The following is a 19,591-nucleotide window of genomic DNA, read 5'->3' as shown; positions in this document are numbered from 1 at the left end:
TCACTGCTCGGAAGTAGCCGGGCAGACGCCCAACGCCTTCCAACCGGCAACTGGGACGCTTTTTCGTCTACACGTGCGGATGCCGGAAATCTCATCCGCGCAGGTCAGGCAGCATGAGCGTATTCGTGGAGGAGTCCGCCGAGGCGACGGTGTCGACCGCTGCTCGAGACGGATTCGAGTACTTCCGAGCTGATTGCCACTCAGGACCGCGCGGCGTTCGAGTCACTTGAACGATCCCGTGTACTGGCCGACGTGCACCAACGCGTCCGCCGCGTTCGCCCTCCACAGTGTCCCGCAGGTTGTCGCTCGTGGTCCGCTTCCACCGAAGCTGCGTTATCGATCAGATCCTGCCGTACTCGCAAGCCGATTACGTGCTCAGCAAGCGGCGTCGCAGCTCCCGTGCGGTGTGCAGCGCCGCGTCGAAGTCGTAGCGGGCGGGCGACGTCTTCCCTGGGTGGGCGAGGCTGTTGCGAACGCGCCGCAAACGGGCGACGTCGCCGCGCGGCAGACTACCCCGCTCAGAGAGGTAGCTGTCGCACTGATTGGCTGCCGGCGCCAAGGCGCTGAGCCGCCCCCATTGTGCCGGCGTCAAATGAAGGATGGACGACCAACGCGGTGCGGCCGCGTTCCTGAGGGTCAGGTCGATCGCATGACCACGGCGGCACCGATCTCCTCGTTGTCCCACACCGCTGCGGCCAGCGCAGCGCCGCAACGCTGATCTCCGGGCGCCTGGCCTGGATGGCGTCCGACGTCAGGGTGTGTACATCTGGGCGATCTTGGTGACCGTTCCGTCGGCCGTGGTGATCACCGCGAAGCCCGCGGGGTTGGCTTTGAGCCACGTGGCGAACTCGGACTCCGTCGCCGGGCAGATCGCCCCGGAGGTGATTGTGCCGGTGCAGTCGCCGTTCCTGTGGTTGTCCCACTGGGTCAGCTTCGGCTTGTCGCGGACCGGCAGGGTGACCTTGGTGTGGCTCTCCGCGTCCTGCCAGTCGCGGCCGCACTGCGGGTCGCTCGCCTTGATCTTGAAGGCTTTGCAGAAGGTCGGCCCGTCCAGGAAGATGATCGGCTCCACCACGGCTGAGTGCGCCTTGGCGTCGTACGAGTAGAGCTTGACCACCGAGGTCTTGCTGCCCGTGGTGAGGTCGGCGAAGGTCGGGCCCGGTGCCGGCGCCTTGCTGCTCGGCGTGCCGGTGCCGGCGGCCCGGCTGGGCGTGCCGGCCGGTTTGTTCCGTCCGGTGGCGGCGCAGCCGGCGGTGGCCGGCAAGACCGGGGCGAGCAGGGCGGCAAGGACGACTGTGGGGATCTTCGATGTCATGGGCGCCATATTGTCGAGGCTTACGTGTGACGGGGATAAAGCGTGGCGGTCACAGTGATCGGATCTCGACGTGGGCGAAGGCGGCCTGCGAATCGCCGTCGTTCGCGTCGTTGACGGCACCGAGAACGACCTGGCCGGCCGCCAGGGACGGGTCGGTGAGCGCCAAGGTGACAAGTTTCTGGCCGTCCACCGCGACCGTCGCGGCGTCGTTGTGGACGTCGACGGCGACCCGGTGCGCGCCGCCGTCGGCGAAGGCGCCGGTCCGCGTCTTCGACTCGCCGGTGACGTCGCCGTTGTTGTCCAAGCCGATCCGGACCTCGTCGTGGCACAGGGACACCTGATATCCGCTGTCGGCGACGAAGCGGATCCAGATCACCGCGCACGCTCCTGAGCTGACCAGGGTGGCGTCGACCGCGACGGACTGGTTGCCGGAGAAGATGTCTTTCGGCCCCGTGCACTGATAGACGCTGGACAGCGTCGTGGTCACGAGGAGACGGCCGCGGAAGACGCAGTTGCCGCTCTGGTCCCGCGTGGCGGTCCATTGGCCGGGCCGGTCCAGGCGGTCGATCACGGAGGGCCCTTGCACGACGCGGACGGCCGACGCCGACGGTGCCGGCGACGTGCTCGGGCCAGCGCTCTGGGTGCCGGAGTAGTCCACCTCGGCGTTGCCGAACGCGGCCACGGCGCCGCCGACGGCGCCCAGGACCTGGCGGCCGGGCGGCGTCGCGATCAGCCCGGCCCCGGCTGTCACCATCAGGACGAACGCCGCGGCAATAACGCGCACGACGCGGACGACCCGGCGGCGTCTGAGCTGCGCGGCGCGGAACCGGCCGGTCTGCTGGGCCGCCTCGGCGGCCCGGCGCAGCTCCGGGCGGGCCAGCGCTCCGTCGCCCCGGGGGTCCGTGGCCAGCAGCAGGTCGAGCAGCTCGTGCGCGGTAGGGCGGTCCAGCGGATCCTTCGCCAGCGAGCGCGCCACCAGGTCACGCAGGGCGCCGTTGAGGCCGGACAGTTCCGGCGGCTGAGTCAGGATGCGGGCGGCGGTGGCCGCGGCCGAGTCGGCGCGGAAGGGGGTGCGGCCCGTTCCCGCATAGGCCACCACCGCACCCCAGGCAAACACGTCGGCGGCCGGACTCACGGTGTGGCCGGAGTCGGCATCGAACCGCTCGGGGGCCATATAGGCGACCGTGCCGACCATCTGATCGGTGCGGGTGTGTTGGCTGGTCACCTCGAGCGCGCGGGCGATGCCGAAATCGATCACCTTCGGCGTGCCGAGCGAAAAGAGCACGTTCTGCGGTTTCAGATCGCGGTGGATCACGCCGGCGCCGTGGATCGCGGCGAGCGCGGTCGCCACGCCGACCGCCACGCTGTGCAGGTTGCCGGCCGTGAGCGGACCCTGCTCCTTGATCACCTCGGCGAGGCTGGGCCCATCCACGTACTCCACGACCAGATACGGCGTGGGATGGTCCGGGTCGGCGTCGAGCACCTCGGCCGTGCAGAACGGCGGCACCTGCCGGGCGCGATTGACCTCGCTGCGGAAACGAGCACGGAACTCCGCCTCGACCGAGTACTCCGGACGGATGACCTTCACCGCGACCAGCCGGTCATCCGACCCGCGGCCGAGGAAAACCGTGCCCATCCCGCCCTCACCGAGCCGGCCCAGCAGCTGATAGTCGCCCAGCCTGCGCGGATCCCCGGGCCGCAGCGGATGACTCACGCGTAGGACCATACCCCTGGCATGCGTCGATACGTCGCTCAGGCCGGGCGAGGTCAGTGAACGCCATGGCGATCCGCGTCGCGGACGGACGTCAACGGCGAGTTCGTAGTGTCCGCGGCGAAAGTACTGGACGAAGGCATGTCCGGCGATCACCACCTGGGCGGTCCGGTCAGTCAAAAGCCGCGCGTCACTCGGTGTAGCAGGGGTGGAGCAACGAGCCTGCGTTCCTCACTTGAGTGACTACCTGAGGCCATCGGAAATCGATGGTGGTGCGGTAAGTTGCGACGATGCCCCATGCCGAGCTCAACACAGCCGTGCCGCACTCCGCTCGTATCTACGACTACCTGCTCGGCGGCAAGGACAACTTCGAGGCTGACCGGGCCGCGGCGGCCGAGATCGTGAAGTCGTCTCCCAGCCTGCCGATCTCGATGCGTGCCAACCGGCGCTACATGACCCGGGTGGCCGGTCATCTCGCGGCCGAACTCGGCATCCGACAATTCCTCGACATCGGCACGGGCCTGCCTACCTCGCCCAACCTGCACGAAGTCGTGCAGGGCGTCGACCCCACGGCACGCGTCGTCTACGTCGACAACGATCCGATCGTGCTGACCCACGCTCGTGCGCTGCTCACCTCGGACCCGGCAGGCTCGACCGCCTACCTCGACGCCGATCTGCGCGACGTGGCGGGCATCCTGGGCTCGCCCGAGCTGGCCACGCTGGACCCTGCCCGGCCAGTGTCGATCAGCCTCATCGCGGTGCTGCAGTTCATCATCGACGAGGACGAGGCCCACAAGATCATCGACGGCCTGCTGGCGCCGTTCCCGGCCGGCAGCACGCTTGCGATCTCCACGGTCACCGCGCACAACGAACAGGCGGTCGCCGGCGCCAAGACGTACACGGCGCGCGGCATCCCTGCGAAGGCGCGCACCGACGGCGAGGTGACCGCGCTGTTCCGCGGCCTGCAGCTGCTCGACCCCGGCGTCGTGCTGGTCAACCGATGGCGACCGGCCGTCGAGGACGCCGAGGTCGAGGACTACCACGTGCAGATGTCCGGCGGGGTAGGCGTCAAGCGCTGACCGCACGGTTGCTCGGAACAAGCTCACCGCGCTGAGGATCACCAGCGCCAGCACGATCGCGCTGACGGTGACCGCCATCGGCGGCGATCTGCGGCACTGCCCGGCCTTCCCACGACAACGCGACGGTCTGCGCGCGCAGCATCCGGTCCTTGGGCGCATGCCGCGCCCCGTTCGTCATCATCCACGGCGGCACAGGCGGCGAACAGACCGGACACAACGGTCGCCGCCTCCACGCCACCAAGGCGAGATTTCGATCGATGCCCGTGGGCGATTAACCGGTTAACTCGTGCGAAACATGGGCAGGCCAGGCGCAAGGGATTTCCCTGATTTGGTGACGGAGGTCGATGCCTAGCATCTGTGCTCAAGTCCAGGTGGGCCTATCCTCCACCCGGACACCGAGCCTGCCCGCGGCCCCCGTGGGCGGGAAGGAGTGCCCGAGTGAAACCCCGTACCCCGGTAGTCGTCGCGATGGCAACCATCACCGCGGCCTCGGCCGTGATGGTTCCTGGCAGCGCGTCGGCCCAGCCGACCGTTCCCATCGGCTCGGCCGACGCCGTGGCCGCCGCGGCGACGGCGTCGGCCCTCGTCGCCAGCCGTCCCGCCTACCTGTACGCGGGCGACCACGAGGCCTTCGTGGCGCACCCGGTCATCTCGGCCGGCAACCTGCAGTACGTGCCGTACGACCGTACGTACAAGGGTCTGCCCATGGTCGGTGGCGACTTTGTCGTCCTGACCGACGCCGCCGGTAACGCCAAATACACGTCGGTGTCGCGGACTCAGGCGGTCGGCGAAGTGTCGACGACGCCGACGATCACCGCCGAGGGTGCCGAGGCGGTCGCTCGTAAGCAGCTGCGGAGTGTCATCCGGGTCACGGGTACGCGGCTGGTCGTTTACGCGCTCGACGATGCGGCCGCACTGGCCTACGAGACCACCGTCGCGGGCACCGGTTCAGATGGTCCGAGTCTGCTCACTGTCGACGTCGACGCGCGTAGCGGCAGCGTGCTGCAGACCCGTGAAGGAGTGGTGCACGGCACCGGGAACGGCGCCATCGACGGCTCGGTGACGATCAACACCACGCAGTCCGGCGGCACGTACCGGATGCTCGACCCGAGCGTCACCAGGCTCTCGTGCGACGACTTCGCCACCAACACGACGTTCAGCGGCCCGGATGACTCGTGGGGCAACGGGGTGGGCACGGACAAGGAGACCGGCTGCGTCGATGCGCTGTACGCGGCGGAGAAGGAAGCGCAGATGCTGTCGTCCTGGCTGGGCCGCAGCGGGTTCGACGGCTCAGGTGGCGGCTGGCCGATCCGGGTGGGCTGGAATCAAGTGAACGCGCAATACTGCACCCCGAACAGTCCGTTCTGCAGTTCCAGCGACGAACACGTCGAGATCGGCCACAACCAGGCCGGCGAGTGGATCGGCTCGGCCGATGTGCTCGGTCACGAGATGGGCCACGGCATCGACGAGCACACCCCGGGCGGCATCTCCCGCGGCAACACCCAGGAGTTCGTGGCCGACACCTACGGCGCGGCCACCGAGTGGTACGCCAACAACCCGAACGACCCGCCGGACTATCTCGTCGGCGAAGAGGTCAACCTGGTCGGCACCGGCCCCATCCGCAACATGTACGACCCGTCAGCACTGGGCAACGACAACTGCTATTCGCGAAGGACCCGGCGCGAAGAGGTTCACGACGCCGCCGGCCCCGGCAATCACTGGTTCTACCTGCTCGCCCAGGGTTCCGCGGGCAACGGCCAGCCGGCCAGCCCGACCTGCAACGGCTCGACCGTCGGCAACCCGCTGGGCATCCAGAACGCCATCAAGGTCATGTACAACGCGATGCTGATGAAGACATCGACGTCGTCTTACCTGAAGTACCGCACCTGGACGCTTATCGCGGCGAAAAATCTCTTCCCCGGCAGCTGCACCGAGTTCAACACGGTCAAGGCCGCGTGGGACGCGGTCTCCGTGCCGGCACAGGCGGCCGACCCTACCTGCACCGGTGGCAGGGCCACGCCCTGACGATCCGGACCGGATCCGGTGACAGATGAAGGCCTCCAACGGTTCAGCGGGGTTGTCGAGACACCACTGACCTGGGTTGGAGGCCTTCCTGTCCTACGCTGACCGTTCGGGCGCGATGGTGGCCGGCGCGCCGCCGCGAAATGGCAACCGCCTGCTGCCGGTCCGGTCCGTCAACGGCGCGGTCCCCGGTGCTCCAACCACACGCCATGCTGCCCGAGTGGGCAAGGCGGGCCGCGTCGGGTGGCGCACAGCGGGAAGGTCTACGGCAAACAATCCTCTTGACCGGTACAGAAGGGTCGGCGTACTGTACCGGTACAGAAGGAGGTCGTCATGGAACTTCCGATTGCCATGATCATTGGTGTTGCCGAGGTCCGTCGCCAGTTCGCCGAATGCGCGCCGGACGCGCCGGCCATTCCTGTGGTCGAACGCCCGCCCCGAGCCCATCGGGTGCGAGCCGCCTCGGCCCGCGTTCTGATCCGGCTGGCGCACACCATCACTCCGCCCGAACCGGTCTGCCGCTGACCGCCACCTCGCCCGGGCGGAGCTATGGTGACGCGATGGCGGCACGGGTGACACTGCAAACGATCGCCGACCGGGTGGGCGTGAGCCGGATGACCGTGTCCAACGCGTTCTCCAAACCTGACCAGCTTTCCGCCGCGCTGCGTGAACGCATCCTCGCCGCCGCCCAGGAACTGGGCTACGTCGGGCCGGACCCGGCGGCCCGCGCCCTGGCGAAGGGCACCAGCGGAGCGGTCGGGGTGGTGTTCACCCACTCGCTGCGCTTCGCCTTCACCGACCTGGTGGCCACCGGCTTCCTCGGCGCGATCGCCGAGGAACTCGCCCCCACCGGACTGTCGCTCACCCTGCTGACCTCGGCCGACGAGGGCGACATCGTTCCCGCCCGCGACGTCGCTATGGACGGCGCGCTGCTCTACTCGTGCGACTGGACGTCGCGGGCGGTCGACTTTCTGCATCGGCGCCGGCTGCCGCTGGTCTACGTAGACCAGAACCCGGTCGACGACATCCCCAGCGTCAACATCGACGACCGAGGCGGCGCCCGCGCGGCCGCCCGGCACCTGCTCGAACTGGGCCACCGGCGCATCGGCCTGCTGATGTCCGGCACGCACGGCCCGTACGGGCTGCTCGACGCCCCGGAGACCAGCGACGGCCACGCGTCCCGTCAGCGGTTGCTCGGCTGGCTGGACGAGCTCGGGCCGGCCGGCGCCGAGCCGATCTCGGCCCGGCAGGACGGCACCGGACTGGAGCAGGCCCGCTGGGGCGCCCGGCTGCTGCTCGACCGTCCCGACCGGCCGACCGCCCTGCTGTGCTTCTCCGACGCCGTCGCCTACGGGGCGCTACAGGTCGCCGCCGACCTGGGCATCGACGTCCCCGGCGAGCTGTCGGTCGTCGGCTTCGACGACAACCCGCTGGCCGCGCAGGTGCGCCCCGCGCTGACCACGGTCCGGCAGGACATCGTCGCCAAGGGCCGGGCCGCGGCCGCCGCGCTGACCGCCGCCATCGAGCGGGCCCGGACCGGCGCCACCGCACCGGCCGAGCACGTCCTGCTTCCCACCGAGTTGGTGATCCGGGACAGCAGCGGCCCGGTCGGCCGGGGGCCAGTCATTTCAGCCCGCCACAGCGATGAAGATTAGCCGCTGTCCGCGTGCAGCGACCATCCGCGACCTCAAGAGAAAGCCGGGCAGACCGGCGCACACGCCCTGCCCAGCGCCCGAACACATCGGCAGAATTCAATACGACCTGTCGAGACACGGCCGAACCAACCACCGGTGGATTCGGGCTGAGACCGGCCGACCGCGCGAGGAGATCGACTTTTCTTGAGGCGCCGGCGTGTCGATCCACGGCGTGGGCGGCGGCGCCCGGATACTGGACCATAGAAGAGGCCCCCTTCCATGTATGAGATGGAAGGGGGCCTCAGCTCCGGCGGCGTCAGCGGTCCGATCGCTCGGCCCGCCGAAATCGCGGAGCACGCCACCATCACCCGGCAGAGCCGTGGCGAACCCCGGTCGACTCGGTGCTCGCCTCCCGGAACGGCGCCATTCCAGGATGGCTCGCCAGTTCGTCGGCCCCTGTCGCGAGCTCTGGCCTCCGGAGGCTCGCTCTCGCGAACAACCGGTCCTGGTGCCTGCTGACTGGCTCTTAGGTTTCCCTCCGAGCCGGGCCTCCGTCTCTGACGGCGTGCAAGATTTGTAGCCCCATCGGACCGCCTGCGCAAGAGCTGGACCAGGACATTCTTCAAGATTTTCGGGATGGCCCAGATCATCCACAGGACCGGGTACGTTACCCCCAGATCGCGACCTGTTATCCACCGGTTCATCCACAGGCCGACCGCGAAGCGCCCGGCCGTCCGGGGCTCAGCAGGGGTCCGGGGCAGGGCTGCTCTGTTGCCGTCCGGCAGGTGCCCGCGGGCGGTTGCGGTTGAGCGAATCCCGGCGCACCCAGCAACCACGACATTGCGCGGAATGGCTCAGTGAATGCGGAACTCCTGATCCGCGGCGACGGCAACGGTCGGGTCGCGATAGAGCAGCGAGCCGTTGTGGGCCATGAACTCGCCGGGGTAATTACAGGACTCGAAGGACATCAGGTTGACGTCGCCGAGTCCGGGTCGGCGATACCAGGTTGCGTCCGCGCGGAACAGTGCCGTCCCGTCGTTCGGATCCTTCCAGATCTCGCCGTTGCGGTGTCGCAGATATTCGCCGGGAAAGTTCACCGAGGCGAACGAGACGCCGGCCGGATCGGCGAGTCCGGGGACCAGCAGCCATTGGCTGTCGGCGTACGGGACCACGTCCGGGTCGATCCGGCCACGGCCGTTCGCGTGCCGGACGAAGGAATTGGCCACGTTGCCGGCCTCGTACCGGGTGATCGGGGTGCCGTTGACGAAGACGTTCTGTACGGCGGCCGTGCCGTTGAAGACGTTCAGGCCGAAGTGGCCGTCGAGGCGCGACGCATCCTGCAGGTCGTGGATCAGGGTGTCGCCGAGATAGACCCTGATGCTCGACCTGGCCGTGACGACTTTGAGGTGATAGGTGGTGTGATAGCTCAGCGCCATGGGATGCCAGCCGAGATCGGTGATCGTGCCGTTCACGCTGCGGAAAAGTTTGATTCCCTGGTTGCCCACGTCGACGTTGGCCACGTAAAAGGTCGAGGCTGCGGCGTCCGAGCGGAACACCAGTGCGCCGGCATATCCGCCGAGCACCCGAATGTCGCCCTCATAGGTGAAGTCGGCGCCGGTGGTCGCGGCGAGGCTGAAGCCGTCCGCCGCCCCGATCCGGCCCTCGCGGCCATAGGCCGTGTCGGCCCAGGCGCCGCTTACGTCGCTCCACTGGGTCAGGGTCGTGGCCAGCGGGCTCGCGCCCCAGGTGCGGCGCATCCGGGCGAAGCGCGCCGCGGTCACGGTGACCGCGCCGCCGACGGTGTAAAGCTCCAGCCCTTTGCTGGCCGGGTCGGGGTAGCTGAGCTCGGTGAACGACACCACGTCGTCGTTACCGAATACCTCGATGCTGGAGCGGTCGACGAAAACGTGCAGCCGGACCCGTCCGGCGCTGTCGGGTGCCATCGTCGCGACGTGCCGGCCGACGTAGCCGCCGCCACCCCTGGTCCTTGTCGACGAAGATCTCCTGCCGCGCCGGGGCGTACCCGATGGTGGTGTATTGCGAACCGCCCAGCCCGGTCCGCACCCGCAGCCCGAACTCGGTCGCCGCAGAGCCGGTGGCCTGGAATTCCGCCTGGATCTCGTAGCAGTCGCCGGTGACGTCCGCGAGCAGATTGGTCCCGGGCGTGACGGTGGTGGCGGCCCAGGTGCGGATGCCGGTGCGGTTGGCGGCGAGCTCAGCGATCGGCTTCTGGACCAGGCGTACGCCGCTCGGGAAGGTCCGTAGCCCCAACTCCCGAGGGATGGTCATCCGGCCCATGAAGGTGGTCTGCGGTGAGTTCACGTCGCCGCGCATCCAGGCCAGCCAGACGCGCCGGCCATCGGGCATTTCGTTGACGGACTGCGCGGCGTAGAAGTCGGGGCCCGAGTCCACCGGGAAGGGTCCGGCCTCGCTGGTGAAGGTGCGCCCGTCGAACGATCCGATGTGGTACTGGGCGCCGCCCATGCTGAGCACCCATTTTGTGGTGGTGCCGCCGTCCACTGCCAACGCGAACAGGTCCGGGCATTCGGTGTAGATGTTCGCGCTGCTCTGCAGCGTCCAGTTGATCAGATTCGCCGACGAGTAGATGCGGACCTGGCCACCTGCGACGATCATGACCCAGCGGCGGGTGGGCGCGTGCCAGAAGACCTTGGGGTCACGGAAGTCGGCGACGCCGGGGTTCGCGATGACCGGGTTGTCGGGGTACTTGGTCCAGGTGCGGCCACGGTCGCTGCTGTAGGCGATGCTCTGCTGTTGCGGGTGGCTCGCGTGGGTGAAGATCGCGACGAGGCCGCGGCCGCCGCTGTCGGTGAAGAAGCCGCTGGTGTTGTTCCAATCCACCACCGCGCTGCCCGACCAGATGTCACCCAGTGAATCGGGATACAGCGCGAGGGGCAGGTGGGTCCAGCGCACCAGGTCCCGGCTGACGGCGTGTCCCCAGTGCATCGCGCCGCCGGTGATACCGACCGGGTTGTGCTGGTAGAACAGGTGATATTCGCCCTCGTAGAAGATCAGGCCGTTGGGATCGTTGAGCCAGTTCGCCTCGGCCGAGAAGTGGAACTGCGGCCGGTACGGCTCGTCGTAGTAGCCCGGGGCCGGGGCGGCCGCCCAGGCGGGGCGCGCCACCGCGCCGGTTGTGATCAGGGCGCCGACCAGGGCGGCGCCACCACTGAGGACTGTCCGACGCTGCATGCTGTCAGCTCCTTGCGGTCACGCAACGATGACGAGGCGATGCGGGGGCCATCTTTTGATCCATCGTCATCAATGACTTCGCCATCGTATTCGGGACTGTCTGCCGCTGCGGGCAGATCTTCATGCCCGGCACGGATGGCGTGGCGTTCCGGTTGTGGGCGTACGGCAAGTGGGTTTCCCCGGCCGTAGTGCATGCGATTCACCGGACTCGGCGGCGGCTTCCGCGCGTAATGTGCGTCGGCCAGACTCAAGGCATGATCGATCTGCTGCTCACCAACACGTCCCGCGGCGACATCGGCATCGACGGCGGGCGGATCGTGCCGGCCGGCCCGGCGAAGGAGACGCGCGAGCTGGGCGGCCGGCTGGTCACTCCTCCGCTGGTCGAGCCGCACATCCACCTCGACGCGGTGCTCACCGTCGGGCAGCCGCGGGCGAACGTGTCCGGGTCGCTGTTCGAGGGGATCGCGATCTGGGCCGAGCGGGTGCGCGACCTGACCGTCGAGGACGTCAAGGACCGCGTGCGGCGGGTGTTGCGCTGGCAGCTGGCCTGCGGGGTGCAGCACGTACGCAGTCACGTCGATGTCTGCGACCCGCAGTTGCGGGCGCTGCGGGCGCTGGTCGAGCTGCGCGACGAGGTGCGCGAGATGGTGGATCTGCAGCTGGTGGCGTTCCCGCAACAGGGGATCCGGTCGTTCGACGGCGGCGAGGACCTGATGCGCCGGGCGGTCGAGCTGGGCGCGGACGTGGTCGGCGCGATTCCGCACTACGAGCTGACCCGGGAGGACGGCGTCGAGTCGGTGCGGTTCGCGATGACGCTGGCCCAGGAGCACGGGCTGCGGGTCGACATCCACTGCGACGAGACCGACGACGAGCACTCCCGGTTCCTGGAGACCATGGTGGCCGAGACCATCCGGCGCGGGCTGGGCGGTCGGGTGACGGCCAGTCACACCACGGCCATGCATTCCTACAACGCCGCGTACGCCTCGCGACTGATCGCCAACATCGCCCGGTCCGGGCTGCACATGGTGACGAACCCGCTGGACAACGCGGTCCTCCAGGGGCGTTTCGACGCGGGACCGATCCGGCGCGGGCACACCCGGGTCAAGGAACTGCTCGCGGCGGGGGTGAACGTGGCGATCGGGCACGACTCGGTGATGGACCCGTGGTACCCGCTGGGGTTCGGCGACCCGCTGCAGGCCGCGTTCATGCTGGCCCACCTCGGGCACATGAGCGGCGACGACGAGCTGCGCACGCTGCTCGACATGATCACCAGCGGGCCGGCCGCGGCGCTCGGGGTCGAGGACTACGGCATCCGGGAGGGCGGCCCGGCCGATCTGGTGGTGTTCGACGCGACGAGCGAGGCGGAGGCGCTGCGGTTGCAGCGTCCGCGGCTACTCGTGCTGCGGGCGGGCCGGATCGTCGCCGAAACCGAGCCCGCCCGTAGCACCGTGGTCTGGAACGGCGTACCGGAGGACGTCGATTTCACTCGATGACGGCGGTCTCCTCGGCGTCGCGGTCGCGCTGGAACTGGAACAGGATGACGAAGAGCACCGCGGCCAGGACGAAACCGACCTCGAAGGTGATGTCGCCGAACGCGGGCATGTGCCTGGGGACCGGCCCGACGTACTTGGTCTGGTTGGAGAACAGCCAGATGGACACCACCATGCCGACGCCCATGGCCACCACACCCGCCCATGGATTGTGCTTGGAGTCGTAGAGGAAGCCGTCGACCCGCTTGCCGCGCCGCAGGTACCAGTCGGCGAAGTAGACGGCCAGCCACGGGCCGATCCAGTACGAGATGATCAACAGGAAGCTCTCGTACTTCTCGCCGGCGTCGCTGAGCCCGGACCAGGCCAGCAGGAAGCCGAGCACGCCGAACACCCCGGAGACGATGGCCCGGCGCAGGCCGATCGGCACGTTGATGCCGAGCGCCAGGAACGACATCGAGCCGGAGTAGACGTTGATGGCGTTGGCACTGATCGCACCGAGCGCGATGGCCAGCAGGGTCAGGTTGCCGACGAACGAGGGCAGGTGACTGGTGAACGCCTCGGTCGGGTTCTCGATGCCGGGGGCGGCGATGGTGGCCGAGGCGGCGCCGACGATCTCCAGGAACGCGCAGGAGACGAAGACGCCGAGGCCGGCCCAGACGCCGGTCGCCACCCTGCTGGTCGCCGGCGGCAGGTAGCGGGTGTAGTCGGTGGCGTACGGGTTCCAGCCGGCCGCGTACCCGAACGACGCCCCGACGGTCAGCAGGAACCCGCCGACGCCGCCGGTGCCGCCGGCCACCGCCGACGGGCTCGCCTTGCTCAGCGTGATGATCGAGGTGATCAAGAAGATCACCGCGAGAATCGGGAACGCGTATCGCTCGAACGCCTGCACCAGGTTGTGCCCGAAGAACGCGATCGCCACCTGGGCGACCACCACGATCACCAGGCAGAGCAGATTGGACAGCCCGGTCAGGGTGGCCAGGGCGAGCGCGCCGCTGACGCTGTTGACCGCGAACCAGCCGATGCCGGCCACGATGGCGTTGAGGCCGGCCGGCAGGATGTTGCCGCGGTAGCCGAAGCCGATGCGGGAGAGCACCATCTGCGGCACGCCCATCGACGGCCCGCGCGCCGAGAGGATGCCGTGAGTCGCCGACCCGAGCGTCGTGCCCAGCACGATCGCGGCCACCGCCTGGCCGAACGTCTGCTGGAAGTACAGCACCGAGATGACCCCGACGAAGACGGTCGCGAACTCCAGGTTCGGCGACGTCCACGTCCAGAACAGGTTCAGCGGCCGGCCGTGCCGCTCGCTCAACGGAATGAAGCCGGCGCCACCCGGCTCCACAGCGGTCAGCCGGGCGCCGTAAGTGCCCTCCCGGACCTCGGCCGATACCTCGGCCGGTGTTCCCAGCGCAGTCATATGTGTCCCGCCTCCGATCCTGACGGACCTCGATCGTTGGAGTACACAGCCGATCTGCGCCGGTCGTATTCCGGGCGGGTTTCGGGCCGGTTGCGCGCCGCCCGGCAGCCGTCTGTAACAGACGGCACGTACGGTCGAGGTGGTTTTCCTCCTCAACAGGGGTGTGACTCATGAGGACACCGCACATTCCGCTGTTCGACATCGGCGCGTGGCGGGCCGCCGGCGGCAAGGAGCGCGCCGCGCTGGCTGCCCGGCTCGACCGGGCCATGCAGGACTCCGGGTTCTTCCTGGTCAGCGGGCACGGTATCGACGATTCGGTCAAGGAGCGTATCCGTGAGTCGTCCCGCGCCTTCTTCGCGCTGCCCGACACCGTCAAGCAGGCGTACGCGACGGGCGTCGGTGGGCGGGGGTGGATAGCTTTCGGCCGGGAGGCGAACGCGTTCTACGGGGAGGTCGCCGACGCGGAGAAGGCCGACCTGAAGGAGACCTTCACCCTCGGGCGCGCGGACCCGGCCGGTGACCCCGCCTGGTTCATGGCGAATGTCTGGCCGGCCGAGGTGCCCGGCCTGCGCGAGCCGGTGACCGCGTACGCCGCCCAGGTCCAGGACCTCTATCGGGAGTTGCTGGAGGTGCTGGCCACCGCGCTCGGGCTGGAACCCGGCTACTTCGTCGAGCGGACCCGGAACGCGCCACACACATTCAACATCAACCGCTATCCGGCGCTGGCGGTCACCGGTGCGCCGCTCGAGGGGCAATTCCGGGTCGCACCGCACACCGACTGGGGGATGCTGACCATCCTCGACCGGCAGCCGGGCTACGGCGGGCTCCAGGTGCAGACCCTCGACGGCCAGTGGGCGGACGCGCCGTACGTGCCGGGCACCTTCACGGTCAACATCGCCGACCTGCTCGCCCGGTGGACCGGCGACCGGTGGCGTTCCACCCGGCACCGAGTGCTGCCGCCGTCGGACGCCGATCCGAACGAGGAACTGATCAGCCTCATCGTCTTCTGCGAAACGGACATGGACCGGGTCGTCACGCCGCTCGCGCCGCCGGTCGGCGGCGGCACGGAATATCCGCCAGTGGTGGCCGGCGACTACTACCGGGAGCGGGAGGCCGCGGCCTCGTTCGGCTGATGCCGACCATTCGGTCGTGCTTGGATTTCCCACCGAGGCGCATCGAAGATAGTGAGTCTCTGCTAGCATCCGGCGGATAGGAAGGCTGTTTAACAGTCGGTCCGGGCTCGGGAGGGGCACATGATCGTCCGGAAATGGCGCGCCTCGGTTCTCCTACTGGTCATGGCCACCGCCGCGTGCGCCGTGGCGCCGGCCGGCCGGACGACGCCGGCGGCCCCCGCGCAGCGGTCCGCCGTGTCGGCCGTCGGCGCCGCCGGATGGAAGGTGCTCAGCAGCGCCACGGCTACCCAGACCGGCCAGGCCATCTCGACACCCGGGTTCGACACCCGCGGCTGGCTGTCGGTGACTCCCGACGACGCCGGCGCGCCGGGCACCGAGATCACCGCGTTGTTGCAGAACGGCGAATGCCCGGGCGTCTTCTACGCCGACACCATGCGGACCTGCCTGGGATTCCAGAAGAAGAACGGCCCGGTCACCACGGCCCGGTTCGCCGTACCGTGGTGGTTCCGCGCCGACTTCACGCCGGGACTGACCGCCGGGCAGAGCGCGAGCCTGATCGTCAACGGTGTGGTGGGCGCCGCGGACGTCTGGGTCAACGGCCGGGAGCTGGCCACCCGCGCGACCGTGACCGGCGCGTACACCCGCTTCACGTTCGGCCTCGCGGGCGTGCTGCGGTCCGGGACCAACACGCTGGCACTGAAGGTGTACCCGAACGATCCGACCACGATGTTCACACTGGACGACGTCGACTGGAGCCAGCTGCCGCCGGACAACAACACCGGCATCCAGTTCCCGGTCCAGCTGCACGTGTCCGGCCCGCTGGCGGAGAGCAACGCGCACGTCGTGCCGGACACCGCCGCCGATCTGAGCCGCACGGACCTGACCGTGAAGACCGACGTCACCAACACCACCGCGGCGGCGGCGACCGGCACGGTGACCGCGACCGTGGCCGGCCCGGGCGGCGCCGACCCGGTCACCGTCTCGCAGGCCGTGACCGTGCCGGCGAACGCCACCCGGACGGTCGCCTTCGCCCCGATCCGGTACGCGAATCCGCGGATCTGGTGGCCGTACCAGCTGGGCGACCAGCCGCTCTACACGCTCAGCACGTCGGTCACGGTGGGCGGCACGGCGTCCGACTCGACGGTCGGCACGTTCGGCATCCGTACGGTCAGCTCGTCCTTGATCGGAAAAGGCGGGCCGGCACCGGACGGTTCGCGGGTCTTCCGCGTCAACGGCAAGCAGATCGTGGTGCGAGGCGGCGGCTTCACCGGCGACCTGTTCCTGCGGTACTCGTCGGCCGACGCCGCCCGGCAGATCGCCATCCTCAAGAACCTGGGCGTCAACACCATCCGGCTCGAGGGTCACTTCATGCCGGAGGACTTCTACCAGCAGATCGACCGGGCCGGCCTGCTGGTGTACGCGGGCTTCCAGTGCTGTGACGCGTGGGAGAACCCGTCCGGAGGCGACGCGGTGCTGCGGAACTCGGCGCTGACGATCGGCCAGAACGCCCGCAGCCACCCCAGCGTCTTCACGTTCGGCTGGAGCGACGAGCCGCCGACAGCCGCGCAGGAGACCGCCACGCTCGACGGGTTCGCGCAGGCCGACTTCACCGTGCCGGTGATGGCCTCGGCCGAGTACAAGAGCACCGCGAAGCTCGGCCCGTCGGGCATGAAGGAGGGACCGTACGACTACGTGCCGCCGATCTATTGGTACGACACGAGCCACGCGGGCGGCGACGACCAGACCAACGCCGGCGGCTCGTGGGCGCTGGACACCGAGCAGAGCGCCGGCGACACCGTACCCACGCTGGACTCGATCAACCGCTTCCTGTCCCCGGCCGACCAGGCCGCGCTGTGGCAGTCGCCCGCCGTCAACCAGTACCACGCGAACTACGAGTCGGGTCACGGCGGCTACCGGTTCGGCACGCTGTTCCTCTTCGACCAGGCGCTGACCAACCGGTACGGCGCGTGGACGAGCCTCGAGGACTACGTCCAGGAAGCGCAGATCCAGAACTACGAGAACACCCGCGCGCAGTTCGAGGCCTTCCTGGCGCACTCCACCAACGCCACCGCGCCGGCCACCGGCACCGTCTACTGGCAGGCGAACAAGGGCTGGCCGACGCTGCTGTGGAGTCTCTACAACTACGACGGCGACCAGCCCGGCAGCTTCTTCGGCGCGAGCAAGGCCAACCGGCCGGTGCACGCCCTCTTCGAACTCGACAGCAAGAAGGTGACGGTGGACAACCTGACCGGCGGTACGCGGAAAGGGCTGTCCGTCGAGGCGAAGGTGTACGACCGGACCGGCGCCGTGCTGGACGACCAGACCGCCGGCGGCATCACCCTCGCCGCCCAGCAGGTGCGCAACCGCGTCCTCACCCCGAAGCTGCCGTCGGCGAGCGGGACCACGTTCGTCGAGCTGATCATGCGGCAGGACGGCGTCGTGCTCGACCGCAACGTCTACTGGATCCCGGCCCAGCAAGACGCGGTCGACTGGGACAAGACGATCGGCCAGCCGCAGGCCACCTTCACCCGCTACGCCGACCTGCGCGACCTGCGCACGATGCCGCGCGGCACGATCGCCGCGACGGCGACCTCCCGAAGCCGGCCGGGCCCGGACGGCGCCGACACGGTCGCCACGGTCACGGTGACCAACACCGCGGCGAAGGCAGTCGCGTTCTTCCTCCGGGCAGACGTGCGCCGCGGCAGCACGGACGGCGCCGAACTGCCCGGCGACAACCAGGTCACCTCGGCGCTGTGGGACGACAACGACGGCACGCTGTTCCCCGGCGAGTCCCAGACGCTGACCGTCACCTACCGCTCCGCCGACCTACGCGGGGCCGCCCCGCTGGTCAGCCTGGCCGGCGCGAACACCCCGAAGATCGACGTGCCGGTCCGCCCGGAGTGATCACGTTGCCGGCGTGCACCTCGATCCGCTTCCACCAGGTGACGACGTGCACGAAACGGTCGTCGTGCGGCATGTACACCGGGGAACCCACCGCCGAGACACGGCGGATCGCCCCGACGTCTGCGGCCTGAAGCTGGAGCGTGAGGACGCCAGGCGCGCCGGGCAGGACGAGGTGGTGCCAGCGGTCCCGCCCGTGATCGACGAACGTGCCGCAGAAGGAAACACGCAGCAGATCCTGCGACGAATGCGTTCTTATTTGGGGGCACCGGACGGTGTCCGCCGACGGGAGGACGGATGCGCTTCGAGGAGTTCGCGGCGGCGCGGTTGCCCTCGCTGCTGCGATTTGCGGTGCTGCTCAGCGGCGACCGCGAGGGGGCTCGCGACATCGTGCAGGAGGTGCTGACCCGGGCGCTGGTGAAGTGGGACCGAATCGGCTCGGTGCAGGATCCTTACGGCTACGTGCGGCGGATGGTGACCAATGAGTTCCTGTCGCTGCGCCGGCGCCGGCGGGTGTGGACCGTGCCGCTGGGTCAGGAGGCGGTAGACGGGGTATCGGCGCCGCACGCACCGGAGCGGCCCGGACCTGACGACGACCTGTGGCACCTGCTGATGAGATTGCCGCGCCAGCAGCGGGCAGTGATCGTGCTGCGCTACTACGAGAGTCTCAGCGATCTGGAGATCGCCGAAGTGCTCGGCTGTCGGACCGGGACCGTGCGCAGCAATGCCAGCCGGGCGCTGGCCGCGCTGCGGTCGAACTCCATGACTCCATGACCAGCGAAAGGACCTTCTTGTGACGAGCCTCGACGAGCTCAGGAGCACCCTCGAACAGCACGCCGGGCTCGCTCCCGACGCTGCCGGCCTGGTGGAACAGGCACAGGCCGGCGCCGTACGCCTGCGTCGCCGCAGCCGGGTCCGCGCGGTCGCCGCGGCCGTCGTCGCCGTAGCCCTCGTGGTGGGCGCGCCGTTCGTCGTCCGATGGCCCGCCACCGAACCGCCGCCGAACCCGGCCGGCCCCATGACGTATTACCGCGAGCCGTTCGAGCTCACTTTGGAGCTGGCGCCCGGCCCGGCCTACTTCACGATGGCCCACGGCACACAGGGCAAGACGCAATTTCTCGTCGCCCGGACGATCGGCACACCCAAGGACGACTCCGGCGGCACCATCGAGGCCCACGATCCAGGCACGTTCGACCCCACCCGGTTGCGTCGTGGCGAGCAGGTCACCGTGCACGGCCACCCGGCCTTCTATGTGCAAAACCTGGACCCGCCCGCGCCGGTCGCGTCCGGCCCGGGGGCGTCGCTGTACCGGATCGGCGCGGCGGTGGGCTGGCAGGACACGTCCGGTGCCTGGGTGATCGTCTACGACGGCACGAGCCGCGCCGCGATGCTGCGGCTGGCCGAGAGTGTCCGGCTGACGCCACCGCGTACCGCACGGGCACCGGTGCGGTTCGGCTGGGTGCCCGGCGATCTGCCGGTCACCTACACCGAGAGCAGGGACATCGCCGCCTACGGAGTGTCGGCGGAGATCGGTTTCGGTACCCCCGCCGGACCGCCCGCGCAGGGGTCCGGTCTGTTCTTCATGATTCCGTTCAACACTCCGTTGAGCGTTGCCGCGCTGCCGATGGACGGCATCACGAACGCGTGGGGGGAGGGCTACGCCGATCGGCCGATGCGCACCA

At 69.2% G+C, this 19,591-nt stretch carries 14 protein-coding genes and 1 pseudogene; 9 read left to right on the top strand and 6 right to left on the bottom strand.

Annotated features, from left to right (window positions below):
* Window positions 1-751: 751 nt before the first annotated feature.
* The 3 genes and pseudogenes from ODJ79_RS31800 to ODJ79_RS31790 form a co-directional block, all read right to left on the bottom strand.
* Window positions 752-1,315 (bottom strand): hypothetical protein, encoded by a 564-nt coding sequence (locus tag ODJ79_RS31800; RefSeq protein ID WP_263027315.1) that lies wholly within the window; start codon window positions 1,313-1,315, stop codon window positions 752-754.
* Between the two features lie 49 nt (window positions 1,316-1,364).
* On the bottom strand, window positions 1,365-3,029 hold the full coding sequence (locus ODJ79_RS31795; RefSeq protein WP_263027314.1) for a serine/threonine protein kinase: 1,665 nt from the start codon (window positions 3,027-3,029) through the stop codon (window positions 1,365-1,367).
* Between the two features lie 46 nt (window positions 3,030-3,075).
* A pseudogene (locus ODJ79_RS31790) lies at window positions 3,076-3,197 on the bottom strand (IS6 family transposase); the annotation flags it as partial.
* A gap of 119 nt (window positions 3,198-3,316) precedes the next feature.
* On the opposite strand from ODJ79_RS31790, the gene ODJ79_RS31785 reads away from it, so the two are divergent.
* The 4 genes from ODJ79_RS31785 (at window position 3,317) to ODJ79_RS31770 (ending at window position 7,782) form a co-directional block, all read left to right on the top strand.
* Complete coding sequence (locus ODJ79_RS31785) at window positions 3,317-4,105, top strand: SAM-dependent methyltransferase (RefSeq protein WP_263027313.1); 789 nt, start codon at window positions 3,317-3,319, stop codon at window positions 4,103-4,105.
* 468 nt (window positions 4,106-4,573) lie between these two features.
* Window positions 4,574-6,130 (top strand): M4 family metallopeptidase, encoded by a 1,557-nt coding sequence (locus ODJ79_RS31780; RefSeq protein WP_263027409.1) that lies wholly within the window; start codon window positions 4,574-4,576, stop codon window positions 6,128-6,130.
* Window positions 6,131-6,460: 330 nt separating this feature from the next.
* On the top strand, window positions 6,461-6,652 hold the full coding sequence (locus ODJ79_RS31775) for a hypothetical protein (RefSeq protein ID WP_263027312.1): 192 nt from the start codon (window positions 6,461-6,463) through the stop codon (window positions 6,650-6,652).
* Window positions 6,653-6,687: 35 nt separating this feature from the next.
* Window positions 6,688-7,782 carry a LacI family DNA-binding transcriptional regulator gene (locus tag ODJ79_RS31770; RefSeq protein WP_263027311.1) on the top strand — a complete coding sequence of 365 codons (1,095 nt, stop codon included), beginning with the start codon at window positions 6,688-6,690 and terminating at the stop codon, window positions 7,780-7,782.
* An 833-nt stretch (window positions 7,783-8,615) separates the two neighbouring features.
* Here the strand turns inward: ODJ79_RS31770 and ODJ79_RS31765 are convergent.
* On the bottom strand, window positions 8,616-9,704 hold the full coding sequence (locus tag ODJ79_RS31765) for an AbfB domain-containing protein (protein WP_263027310.1): 1,089 nt from the start codon (window positions 9,702-9,704) through the stop codon (window positions 8,616-8,618).
* A complete protein-coding gene (locus tag ODJ79_RS31760; protein ID WP_263027309.1) occupies window positions 9,631-10,971 on the bottom strand; it encodes a glycoside hydrolase family 32 protein in 1,341 nt (446 codons plus the stop codon). The genes ODJ79_RS31765 and ODJ79_RS31760 overlap by 74 nt, the downstream gene beginning before the upstream one ends.
* A gap of 254 nt (window positions 10,972-11,225) precedes the next feature.
* On the opposite strand from ODJ79_RS31760, the gene codA reads away from it, so the two are divergent.
* Window positions 11,226-12,464 (top strand): cytosine deaminase, encoded by a 1,239-nt coding sequence (gene codA / locus ODJ79_RS31755; RefSeq protein WP_263027308.1) that lies wholly within the window; start codon window positions 11,226-11,228, stop codon window positions 12,462-12,464.
* Here codA and ODJ79_RS31750 read toward each other — a convergent pair.
* Window positions 12,454-13,875, bottom strand: a complete 1,422-nt coding sequence (locus tag ODJ79_RS31750) for a purine-cytosine permease family protein (RefSeq protein WP_263027307.1) — start codon at window positions 13,873-13,875, stop codon at window positions 12,454-12,456. The two genes, codA and ODJ79_RS31750, sit on opposite strands and share 11 nt — an antisense overlap.
* A gap of 170 nt (window positions 13,876-14,045) precedes the next feature.
* Here ODJ79_RS31750 and ODJ79_RS31745 point away from each other — a divergent pair, with 170 nt between their 5' ends.
* The 4 genes from ODJ79_RS31745 to ODJ79_RS31730 all read left to right on the top strand — a co-directional run.
* On the top strand, window positions 14,046-15,008 hold the full coding sequence (locus ODJ79_RS31745) for an isopenicillin N synthase family dioxygenase (RefSeq protein WP_263027306.1): 963 nt from the start codon (window positions 14,046-14,048) through the stop codon (window positions 15,006-15,008).
* A 120-nt stretch (window positions 15,009-15,128) separates the two neighbouring features.
* Window positions 15,129-17,912: a glycosyl hydrolase 2 galactose-binding domain-containing protein gene (locus ODJ79_RS31740; protein WP_263027305.1), complete on the top strand. Its 2,784-nt coding sequence runs from the start codon at window positions 15,129-15,131 to the stop codon at window positions 17,910-17,912.
* 294 nt (window positions 17,913-18,206) lie between these two features.
* Window positions 18,207-18,683, top strand: a complete 477-nt coding sequence (locus tag ODJ79_RS31735; protein WP_263027304.1) for a SigE family RNA polymerase sigma factor — start codon at window positions 18,207-18,209, stop codon at window positions 18,681-18,683.
* A 19-nt stretch (window positions 18,684-18,702) separates the two neighbouring features.
* Window positions 18,703-19,591: hypothetical protein (locus tag ODJ79_RS31730; RefSeq protein ID WP_411267389.1), on the top strand; the 889-nt coding region annotated here is incomplete at its 3' end.

The organism is Actinoplanes sp. KI2 (assembly GCF_025630775.1).
Taxonomy (GTDB): Bacteria; Actinomycetota; Actinomycetes; order Mycobacteriales; family Micromonosporaceae; genus Actinoplanes.
This window is presented reverse-complemented; position numbering and strand designations above follow the sequence as displayed.